The following is a 9,775-nucleotide window of genomic DNA, read 5'->3' as shown; positions in this document are numbered from 1 at the left end:
CTTGTTTATAAGAGGAATAATAATGCAAACAAACAGTAAAGATTGGCGCTATACAGTGATGCCGGCTGTATTTACATGGTTAAAAGAATCAGCATCTGGCGATCTTGAAATTGATCTTGCGGCAACACAAAAATACGCGGCAAAAATTTTAAAAGTTCAAGGCAAGGGGGGCACCAGAATGGGAGGGCTAGTCGGCTCTGGTACACTGGGTGAAAACAGCTACCTCAGCACTCAGCAGCGCCTTTCTTTACTCAGCGCGCTTTCTCGTGTTGCCAAAGAATACAATGTTCCATTGATCAGTGGAGCAGCAGCAGAAACCAAAGAAGAGCTTGCCAAAATAGTAACAGAGCTGGCGACAGTGGGTGTAGATACCGTCATGGTAATGCCACCAAAAACCCAAGAAGCGCCTTCTGATGAAGAAATGTATGCCTATTACGCACTTGCTGCATCAGCAGCCAAAGAGGCCGGTATTACAATAATGCCGTATAACAACCCTGACGCAGCGGGCTATCATGCGCTTTCAACGCAACTACTTACACGACTTGCAGCGCTACCTGAAGTGACTGCACTTAAAATATCAACAATCGATGTGTCAATAATTGAAACAATGATGTTAGAGAACAAAGAGTTAAAAATATTGGCGGGTGTTGACACTGTCACTGTTTATGCTGGGCTTGCTGGCGCATGCGGTGGAATTACAGGTGTTGGTTGTATTTTTCCAAAAGCGAGTCTCACTATGCAGGAGCACATAAATAACGGTGAATGGGCCGAGGCAAACAAAATTTCTCAGGCTATGAACTCAATTTCATACCTTGATGCACAGCCGCTACTCATGGAATACCTTAAATTTGCTTTTGGAATTCATCATAATGATGCAACTGGCGGGCTTCGTACCTTAGGTAAAGCATTAACCCCACAGCAAGTTGACGATGTTCACACCCGATATACTTTAGCAAAACAAAGGCTCGAAATTTTGGGTTTAATAGACTGATTACAAACATGCTAAAAGCATATAATTTGAGGTATGAAGCGAACGTGTTCGTTTCATACCTCAAGCTGTGGCGTTAATCATCTACATTAACAATACCGAGTTTAGCGTATCACCTTTAATCTTATGCTTGATAACAAATGGGTCGCATAAATCGCAACATTGCATTTGTGCCCACAGAAGTACTGCGCACATCCGTTGAACTTGGGAACGGCCCGCCGTGGTTCATTGAGGCACACACTTCAACGCCTGTTGGCAGCTGGTTTTTTATCAAACGCCCTACTTTATACTGCAGTGCTTCGATAAGGTTATCGGCTTTATTTAAATCAGCTTCAGTGCCATGAATACTGGCGGTTAGCTGCCCTTGTAATTGATTTATCAATGTCATGAGCTGGTGTTCACTGTCGTAGCGCACCACTAACGCCGCAGGGCCAAATACTTCTTCTTGCAAAGTAGCGGTTGCTAAAAAGTCCTCAGTATTGCATGCGAATACATGCGCATTAGCATGAAACGCATGTTCCAGCTTGCCCTCAGCTAACAAACTGAGCTGTTCAAGCTGTTTACGCTCGGCTATTTGCTGTTTAAAGGTTTTAACAATCTCTGGCGTGAGTAACGTGTCTGATGGCGCATCATTAATGCACGCAGTAATGTGTGCTTCAAGCTCGTCACACCCCGTTGGCACTAACCATAGCCCTGGGCTGGTGCAAAATTGGCCGTTCCCCATAAGCATTGACTGACAAAGTGACTGAGCTATCTCTTTGCTATGTTCAATCGCTTTGTTAGGTAAAATAACTTGTGGGTTAATACTGCCAAGCTCACCATAAAATGGAATCGGCTCTTCACGCTGCGCAATCGTTGCTTGCAGCTTGCTTGCCACATTAAATGAGCCGGTAAAACCCACGGCTTTTATTGCCGGGGCGCTGACCAATTGATGCGAAAGCGCATGCTCTGCACTTTGTAGCATTGCAAAGACCCCTAAAGGCATCGCACATTCTTTAATAGCAGCAAGCGCCGCTCGTGCCATTAACTCACCGGTACCCGGATGGGCTGGATGATTTTTTACAATCACCGGGCAACCCGCAGCGAGTGCTGCAGCCGTATCACCACCGAGTGTTGAAAAGGCGTATGGAAAATTAGATGCGCCAAATACAGCCACGGGTCCAAGCGGTAAGTAGTTAAGCTCTGTGTGTGGTTTTGCTAATGGGGCCCTTGCAGCATCGGCCTCGTCCACTATTTTTAAACCCAGCGGTGATGCTGGGTTTTCGCGTAATGCATTGGCGAATGCTTTAAGTTGATTGACAGTGCGCATGCGCTCGCCTTGTAACCGTGCAAGCGGTAGGTTGGTTTCTTGATGTGTTTGCTCAAGTAACTCATCCCCAAGCACTAATATGTGCTCAGCAATGCACGTTAAAAAATCAGCACGTTGTGCAAAGCTGGTTTTACGATACTCAAAAAATGCCGCTTGTGCGGCCGCTATTGCGCCGTCTAATTCAGTGGCACTGAGATTAAAAAAGCGCGTTGCTAGTGGTTCGTTGCGTGCTGGGGAGAATGCGTTAAATTCGCCATTTTCTGAATCACCCAGCCATTGTCCTGCTACTAAGCTTTGTCCTGTTAATGTCATGTGTTGCTCCTGATTAAATTACTTGAAACCCAAATGCATATGGGTCATCGTCATCTACTGTAATGGCGCTGCTGCCTGTTACCCTAGACCAGCCTTGAATACTGGGCAGAATGGCCGTTATGCCTGCGATTTCTGTTACTTGTTCAATGCAACCAATAAACTGGCTACCGATATAACTTTCGTGAACAAAACTTTGCCCTTGGGCCAATTTACCTTTTGAAAATAGTTGTGCCATACGCGCACTGGTACCTGTTCCACATGGCGAACGATCAATAGCTTTATCACCATAAAAAACAGCGTTTGCGGCGTCTGAGTTGGCATTTTTTGGTGTCCCTGTCCATAACACATGGCTTGCACCTTGAACGGTTGAGTCAAGCGGGTGAACACATTTCATTTTTGCGTTTATGGCATTACGTACCAACGGGCTGTACTGTAAAATTTGCCCAGCCGTTAAATGTTCAATGCCTTTATAATTACCCTGAGGTTCAACAATAATGTAGAAGTTGCCACCATAGGCAATATCTACTTTAAGCTCGCCTAACTCCGGCACTGAAATCACGACCGACTCATGTGCTAAATATGCAGGAACATTATAAATTTTTACCCACTGGACTTTGCCATTACTCATTTCATAGTTGATCTGAATACGCCCTGCTGGGGTGTCTAACAACAAAGTACCCGGCACTTTTGCATGTAGTAAACCGTGCTCTAAAGCAAACGTAACAATGCCCATGGTGCCGTGACCACACATAGGTAAGCACCCTGATGTTTCAACAAATAAAATAGCAGCATCACCATCTGCTGTGGTGGGTGGATATAAAAATCCGCCCGACATCATATCGTGACCACGAGGCTCAAACATCAGCGCTTGACGGATCCAATCGTGATTTTGTAAAAAGTCTTGGCGTTTATCACTCATGCTTAGCCCGTTTAACTGTGGGTGACCACTGGTTATCAGCCTTACAGGATTGCCACAGGTATGGCCGTCAATACAAAAAAAGGTCCCTTTTTGCATAACTTAGTCCCATTTAAATTTTGTTAAGGCAATACGGCTTGCCATCGATTTTGTATAAAGCGAGATAATAGTTGCGTTATCGTCTGGCGTCCCTGGTGCAATAATGCTGGGAACGTCTTGGTTATTAAGTTCAGCAATCATTTTCGCGGTGGCTGCAAAGTTAATGGCGTTGTCTGCATTAAGTTGCGTAGCTACTGCGGGGGAAACGCCTTGCCCATTTACTTTCATTATTATTTTTCCTTATTGATGATTACTCTTGATACAATAAATATATTGTATACAATAAGCAATGTTCTAATGCGAATTTATTGAAAAAAAGGACATAGCGTGCTTTAAAATGCTTAATTAGAGTTATAACTAATTGAAATTAAATTAATTAAAAATAAATAGCGCGCTCTTTTTATCTTGACTCGTTTTAACCGTTACACCGTGATTGTTAACAAACGCAGGTTTACTAATGATCCCGTTTTGCATAGAAGGTAAATTAACTTGCTTAACAACAACCCCCAACAGGTCGCAGTTATAGGTGCGGGTATTATTGGTATTTGCAGTGCTTTGCAATTACAACGCGCTGGCTTTGCGGTGACATTATTTGATCAACACGGCTTAGCGCAAGGCTGCTCCAAGGGAAATGCCGGGCACTTTGCCACTGAGCAAGTGTTTCCGTTAGCAGAGCGGGCGTTATTAAAATCGTTACCCGCTATGCTCTTTAATCCACTAGGGCCGCTGCGAATTGACTGGCGCTATGCGCTCAAGGCCAGCCCTTGGTTTTGGCAATTTGTTAAAAATATGCGCACCGCAAAATATCAGGCGCACACGCGCGCTTTACAAGCACTCAACACACAGGCAATTGAAGCCTACGAACGCCTTGTCAGCGATTATAATCTCAGCCATTTGATCACTAAAAAAGGCAGCTTGCTTACCTTTGAAACCACTTCATTAGTCAATATTAAGCAAGTGTTGGCGCGCTACCAAAGCGCTGGGGTTAAGGTGCGCTTACTCAATCAAGCGCAAATACAGCAATTAGAACCGAGTTTAAGTAAAGCGGTTAACTATGCGTTATTATTTTCTGAGGTGGCGCATAGCGTAGACCCACATTGGCTCTGCATTAATTTAGCCGAACAATTTAGTGTATTAGGCGGGCAATTTTGTCAGCAGCAGGTGAGCGCAATTAAGCCGCAGCAGCAGGGCTATCATATCCTTTGCGGCGCACAGCATTACGTCGCCGATAAAGTAGTGGTTGCTGCAGGGGCATGGAGCGACCGCTTAATCACGCCGTTAGGGTATGATGTACCCCTTGATACCGAGCGAGGTTATCATTGCATGTTAGATATTAAGCATGGCTTATCACGGCCGGTGGCTTCTGCAGAGCGCAGCTTTATTATGACACCGATGAGCCAAGGATTAAGAATCGCCGGCAGCGTTGAATTTGCTGGGGTTGATAAACCAATGAACAACAAACGCGCGTTGGCTTTAATCCCCCATGCGAACGCACTGCTGAGCCAAGGCGCAGCTAGCTCAACACTCAGCAGCACGTGGATGGGTTGTCGCCCTTCATTACCTGACTCGCTTCCTGTAATTGGTGAAGCCCCTTTGCACCCTAACCTCTACTTTGCGTTTGGGCATCAGCATTTAGGGCTCACTCAAGGGGCTATCACTGCTGAGTTGATTGCCGCATTATGTTTAAAGCAGACCCCAGCTATTAATTTACAGCCCTATTCTATCAGCCGTTTTTCGGCGCAAGCCACTTGCAGTTAAGCAATGCAGCAAGCACAATAGCCGCACAAAAGAGGAGAACATCATGACCACAGTTGGTATTGGCACCCAAACCAAAGAGCAAGCCCTCGCAAGTTTAAGTAATATGACTCGCGATTTAACCCCTATTCAGGCCGATGAACATTTAGCGCGCATTGCCAAAGCGCAAGCCTATATGCAAACCCATGGCATTGATGCTATTTATTTAAATGCTGGCACTAACTTGGCTTATTTTACTGGCATGCGCTGGTATGCCAGTGAGCGTATGGTAGGCGCTATTTTACCCGCGCAGGGCGCTGTGCAATACATTGCCCCATACTTTGAAATTGGCTCACTGAATGGCTTCAAAGTGATTGATGGACCTATTCGTGGCTGGCAAGAGCATGAAAACCCATACCAATTATTTGTTGATGTGCTAGCCGAAATGGGCATTGCCGCTAATGGCACCGTAGGGATCGATGAAAGCGCGCAATTTTTTATTTTTGATGGCATTAGTAAAGCACAAAGCGGTTTAACCTTAGTTAATGCGCAACCGGTAACCGCGCATTGTCGCATGCATAAATCGGCCAATGAACTGGCGCTGATGCAACGTGCTATGGATATGACGCTGGCGGTTCATCAAGCAACCGCCAGCATGCTTCACGAGGGCATTAGCACGGTTGAAGTTGAAGAGTTTATTAAACTTGCTCACCAAAAAGTAGGCGCGCCGGGCAACTATTTTTGTATCGTGTTATTTGGCGTGGCAACGTCATTTCCACATGGGGTGAAAGATCCACAAATCCTGAAAAAAGGCGACATGGTACTGATTGATACTGGCTGTAAAGTCCATGATTACCTGTCGGATATTACCCGTACTTACGTGTTTGGTGAAGCAAACGAGCGCCAACGTCAATTTTGGCAAAATGAAAAAGACGCACAATTAGCGGCGTTTGCTGCAGCCAAAATTGGTGCCCCTTGTGAAGCCGTTGATGCTGCCGCACGCAACTATTTAGCCGCACAAGGATTAGGCCCTGAGTACCAAACACCAGGTTGTCCGCACCGTACCGGTCACGGCATTGGGTTAGATATTCACGAATGGCCATATTTAGTGGGGGGTAATAAAACCCCACTGGCAGCAGGCATGTGTTTTAGTAACGAGCCGATGCTGGTTATTCCCGATGAGTTTGGCGTGCGCTTAGAAGATCATTTCTATATGACCGAAAACGGTCCAAAATGGTTTACCGAGCCAAGCCACAGTATTGACAACCCATTTGGTTTAACTGAGTAACACCGCTAGCTAACACTGCCTGTCAGCATGACTGCATGGTCATGCTGACAGGCTGCTTAGCGCTGCAATCTACTCATTCTCTTAATTACCTAGCCCCTACGCAACACGCTAAAACCATTGATCTTTTATTTTTCCGTAATGAAAATACCCCCACTGCCCAACACGACGTAAGGGCGCCAGCGGGAATTTAGGCAAGGCTTTATTATACAAAGGTAAATTGGGTACTGAACGGCCTGCGACTTTTTCAGCTAAGCGTTTACCCGCCTGCACTGAAAATGACACGCCACTGCCGCAATAGCCCATACTGTAAAACACCGACTGCTGCTGGTTTTGATATATATGCGGTAGATCATCAAGCGCCATGCACACCCAGCCCGACCACGCATAACTATAATTAATGCTCGCTAAGGCCGGAAAGCTGGTTTTGAGCACAGCCAGTAATCGCTGGGCATAATAAGGATCCGCGGCGCTTTTGCCAGAAATTGCTCCACGCCCACCAAATAAGAGTCGATTATCTGGCAGCTTGCGGTAATAATACTTCAGGGCGCGAGTGTCCATCACCACATTAGACGTTAACAAGTTGCATGCTGCCAGCTGCGCGTCACTAAGTGGCTCGGTGACGATAATTTGTGATAACACCGGTAAAGTACGGCCGTTGATCAAACCATGAAACCCCTTTGGCGTATAGCCGTTGGTAGCAATCACCACCTTTTTGGCGCTGACGATCCCTTGCGCGGTGTGCAATACTTGTTGTTTACCGTCGCTATGCCAATCAACTACCGCCGAGCCACAGTGCACCTTTGCTCCGGCTTGACGCGCTAAATTTTGATAGCCCCACGCGAGTTTTAAAGGATTTAAACCAAAACCTTGTCGGTAGCGAATAGCCCCATAAGCATTCTGATCGTCCATATATTGCGAGCGTAACTGCTGCTGAGACAATACCTCGATTTGATCGCCAAAGCGGCTTTGTTGCAACTTGGCCTGTTCAATTAAGGCGTTCATTTTGCTCGGCTTATGAGCAACTTTTAAATACCCTTTTGCTTGTTGATCGCACTCTATGCCTTCATTGATCAACGCATTCACCGTATCCACCCCTGCCAGCATTTCTTGGTGAATACCGCGCATCACCTCATCGCCCCACTGGGCTGCCATTTGACTAAAAGGTTTACGCCCAGAAGAAGGTAAAATAAAGCCCGCATTGCGGCCACTGCAGCCCCAAGCGGTTTGATTCGCTTCTAGCACATGGGCTTTAATGCCGTGCTCACGTGCTAAATGCAATGCACACGATAAGCCGGTATAGCCTGCGCCAATAATCACCACATCCGCGGTTAAATCTGCATTAATGGCACCATCATGCGCAGGCGCAGGCCCAGACACATCGGCCCAATAACTAGCTGGATACGGTTCGTTACAACCTGGGGTTAAATCATGTAAAGGATCGTACATTCTGTTCTACCGTTGTAAAAAATACTATAAAGTTAATAACTTGTAGTGCTAAAGTAACTTATACTCAGTAACACAGTACAGTACTTTATAAAATAAGCTAACCCTATGAAGCTAAATCTTAACTACCAAAACCTCACCCCAGCAGACTTTAACGCCGTTATTCGCTTAGCGAATGAAGTGCATGGCGACGGCTATTTAGATAGCAGCAGTATGCAAGCATGGTATGAAAAAGGCTTAAAAAGTAATATTAATGCCAGCTTTGTGGTTTATCATGGCGATAAGTTAGTTGGCTTTCGCATTACCTACGCCGCTGAACAATGGCATATTGACGCTTGGTGTACCCCCGAGCGTTGGTTATTGCCCCGCGAGCAGGTTTGTTATTTTAAATGCAATACCGTTGATGCTGACTACCGTGGCCAAGGCATCGGCAGTGAATTACTACAGCGCTCTATTGTAGCGGTGAAGCAACAGGGGGCATTAGCAGGTGTCAGCCATTTATGGAAACAAAGCCCAGGTAATAGTGCGGTAAAATACTTTACCAAGTGTGGTGGCGTGTTAATCAAAACTCACCCCGACCGTTGGTATAGCCTAAGCTTAGCTGGCTATCAATGCACCGTCTGTGCAACCGAGTGTCATTGCGAAGCCGCCGAAATGTTACTAACCTTTGATTAATGAGGCGCTGTAGTACTTTGTATCATTAAACGCGTTATGCTGAGTCTCCTTCGTTAACAGCATAACTAGCACGCATTACGTCGTCATGCTGTTAACAACTCAATTGCCACTATGGCTCTATTGATTTGGCCTCAGCAAACTGGCGCTTAGCTAAACGTTGGTTATTTTTTTGTAGCTTTGCCAACCACACTAAGGGCAATATAATTAACGACGCCCCTACAATCAAGCTCAGCGTAGGCACCTCGTTAAACCACAACATACCCAGCGCCACCGCTGCCACTAAGCCACTGTATTCAGCACTGGCCACTTGGTTGGCAGCAACGCGCGTATACACATAGACGCAAATACCCGCATAAATTAAAATAAACACGGTAGACGCCAATGCGGTAACTAACGCAGCCCAATGCCAAGGCGCGTTTTCCCACAGTGCCAGTGCTAACCCCATGGGCATACCCACCAAGTTTGTGAGTAACAAGGTTTGCAAGATAGTATGATGCGTGGGTAATTTTCGAATTAATACATTGTTTATTGCCAAGGTGATTGCCACCACAAATGCAAATATGGCAGCCCAATTAATATCGCTAGGTTGGATCACAATAAGCACGCCAATAAAGCCAATTACCGCCACGGCTACACTGGGCACGCTCAGCTTTTCACCAAAGATCATCACTGCTAACGGCAACATCAGTAACGGGGCGGCGTAAAAAATAGCGTTTGCCGTTGCCAGCGGTAAAGCCTGTAGCGCAAACACCATAAATACAATACCAAATAACCACACATGCGCCCGCACGGCATGCCACTTTAACCCTACAAATAACTGTGTTTTACCACGGCTTATACAAAATGGGATTAAAATCAGCACCGCGGTGAGCTGGCGCATAAACACAAACTGAAATGTAGGGCTATCGGCGGGTAACGTTTTGATAATAGCATCAGAAAATACCGCAATTATATTGCCCACCACTAACAGGGTCATGCCTAACCCTAAAGAAATTTTTTGCATAACAACTA

At 45.9% G+C, this 9,775-nt stretch carries 9 protein-coding genes; 4 read left to right on the top strand and 5 right to left on the bottom strand.

The window, feature by feature from the left end:
* Positions 1–22 precede the first annotated feature (22 nt).
* On the top strand, positions 23–991 hold the full coding sequence (locus tag ABYB02_RS02310; protein ID WP_372760669.1) for a dihydrodipicolinate synthase family protein: 969 nt from the start codon (positions 23–25) through the stop codon (positions 989–991).
* 121 nt (positions 992–1,112) lie between these two features.
* On the opposite strand, the gene ABYB02_RS02305 is transcribed toward ABYB02_RS02310, so the two are convergent.
* The 3 genes from ABYB02_RS02305 to ABYB02_RS02295 are packed head-to-tail and all read right to left on the bottom strand — an operon-like array spanning position 1,113 to position 3,852.
* On the bottom strand, positions 1,113–2,609 hold the full coding sequence (locus tag ABYB02_RS02305) for an aldehyde dehydrogenase (NADP(+)) (protein ID WP_372760667.1): 1,497 nt from the start codon (positions 2,607–2,609) through the stop codon (positions 1,113–1,115).
* A 13-nt stretch (positions 2,610–2,622) separates the two neighbouring features.
* Positions 2,623–3,624, bottom strand: a complete 1,002-nt coding sequence (locus ABYB02_RS02300; RefSeq protein ID WP_372760665.1) for a 4-hydroxyproline epimerase — start codon at positions 3,622–3,624, stop codon at positions 2,623–2,625.
* Positions 3,625–3,627: 3 nt separating this feature from the next.
* The gene (locus tag ABYB02_RS02295) at positions 3,628–3,852 is read right to left on the bottom strand and encodes a hypothetical protein (RefSeq protein ID WP_372760663.1); all 225 of its coding nucleotides are present in this window, start codon (positions 3,850–3,852) and stop codon (positions 3,628–3,630) included.
* 261 nt (positions 3,853–4,113) lie between these two features.
* Here ABYB02_RS02295 and ABYB02_RS02290 point away from each other — a divergent pair, with 261 nt between their 5' ends.
* The gene (locus ABYB02_RS02290) at positions 4,114–5,382 is read left to right on the top strand and encodes an NAD(P)/FAD-dependent oxidoreductase (protein ID WP_372760661.1); all 1,269 of its coding nucleotides are present in this window, start codon (positions 4,114–4,116) and stop codon (positions 5,380–5,382) included.
* A gap of 43 nt (positions 5,383–5,425) precedes the next feature.
* Positions 5,426–6,646 (top strand): M24 family metallopeptidase, encoded by a 1,221-nt coding sequence (locus tag ABYB02_RS02285; protein WP_372760659.1) that lies wholly within the window; start codon positions 5,426–5,428, stop codon positions 6,644–6,646.
* Positions 6,647–6,754: 108 nt separating this feature from the next.
* Here the strand turns inward: ABYB02_RS02285 and ABYB02_RS02280 are convergent, their stop codons facing one another.
* Positions 6,755–8,092: an NAD(P)/FAD-dependent oxidoreductase gene (locus ABYB02_RS02280; RefSeq protein WP_372760657.1), complete on the bottom strand. Its 1,338-nt coding sequence runs from the start codon at positions 8,090–8,092 to the stop codon at positions 6,755–6,757.
* Between the two features lie 105 nt (positions 8,093–8,197).
* Between ABYB02_RS02280 and ABYB02_RS02275 the strand changes: the two genes are divergently transcribed.
* Complete coding sequence (locus ABYB02_RS02275; RefSeq protein WP_372760655.1) at positions 8,198–8,764, top strand: GNAT family N-acetyltransferase; 567 nt, start codon at positions 8,198–8,200, stop codon at positions 8,762–8,764.
* 109 nt (positions 8,765–8,873) lie between these two features.
* Here ABYB02_RS02275 and ABYB02_RS02270 read toward each other — a convergent pair whose 3' ends face one another.
* Positions 8,874–9,767, bottom strand: coding sequence for a DMT family transporter (locus ABYB02_RS02270; protein ID WP_372760653.1), 894 nt, complete (start codon positions 9,765–9,767; stop codon positions 8,874–8,876).
* Positions 9,768–9,775 lie beyond the last annotated feature (8 nt).

Source organism: Pseudoalteromonas sp., assembly GCF_041613455.1.
In the GTDB taxonomy this organism is placed as follows: Bacteria; Pseudomonadota; Gammaproteobacteria; order Enterobacterales; family Alteromonadaceae; genus Pseudoalteromonas.
The sequence above is the reverse complement of the archived record's forward strand: the minus strand, read 5'-3'. Positions and strand labels throughout refer to the sequence as shown.

Excerpts from the sequence above, each read along its gene's own strand:
- ABYB02_RS02310 (WP_372760669.1), top strand. The coding sequence starts at position 23 with ATGCAAACAAACAGTAAAGATTGGCGCTATACAGTGATGCCGGCTGTA.
- ABYB02_RS02305 (WP_372760667.1), bottom strand. The coding sequence starts at position 2,609 with ATGACATTAACAGGACAAAGCTTAGTAGCAGGACAATGGCTGGGTGAT.
- ABYB02_RS02300 (WP_372760665.1), bottom strand. The coding sequence starts at position 3,624 with ATGCAAAAAGGGACCTTTTTTTGTATTGACGGCCATACCTGTGGCAAT.
- ABYB02_RS02295 (WP_372760663.1), bottom strand. The coding sequence starts at position 3,852 with ATGAAAGTAAATGGGCAAGGCGTTTCCCCCGCAGTAGCTACGCAACTT.
- ABYB02_RS02285 (WP_372760659.1), top strand. The coding sequence starts at position 5,426 with ATGACCACAGTTGGTATTGGCACCCAAACCAAAGAGCAAGCCCTCGCA.
- ABYB02_RS02280 (WP_372760657.1), bottom strand. The coding sequence starts at position 8,092 with ATGTACGATCCTTTACATGATTTAACCCCAGGTTGTAACGAACCGTAT.
- ABYB02_RS02275 (WP_372760655.1), top strand. The coding sequence starts at position 8,198 with ATGAAGCTAAATCTTAACTACCAAAACCTCACCCCAGCAGACTTTAAC.
- ABYB02_RS02270 (WP_372760653.1), bottom strand. The coding sequence starts at position 9,767 with ATGCAAAAAATTTCTTTAGGGTTAGGCATGACCCTGTTAGTGGTGGGC.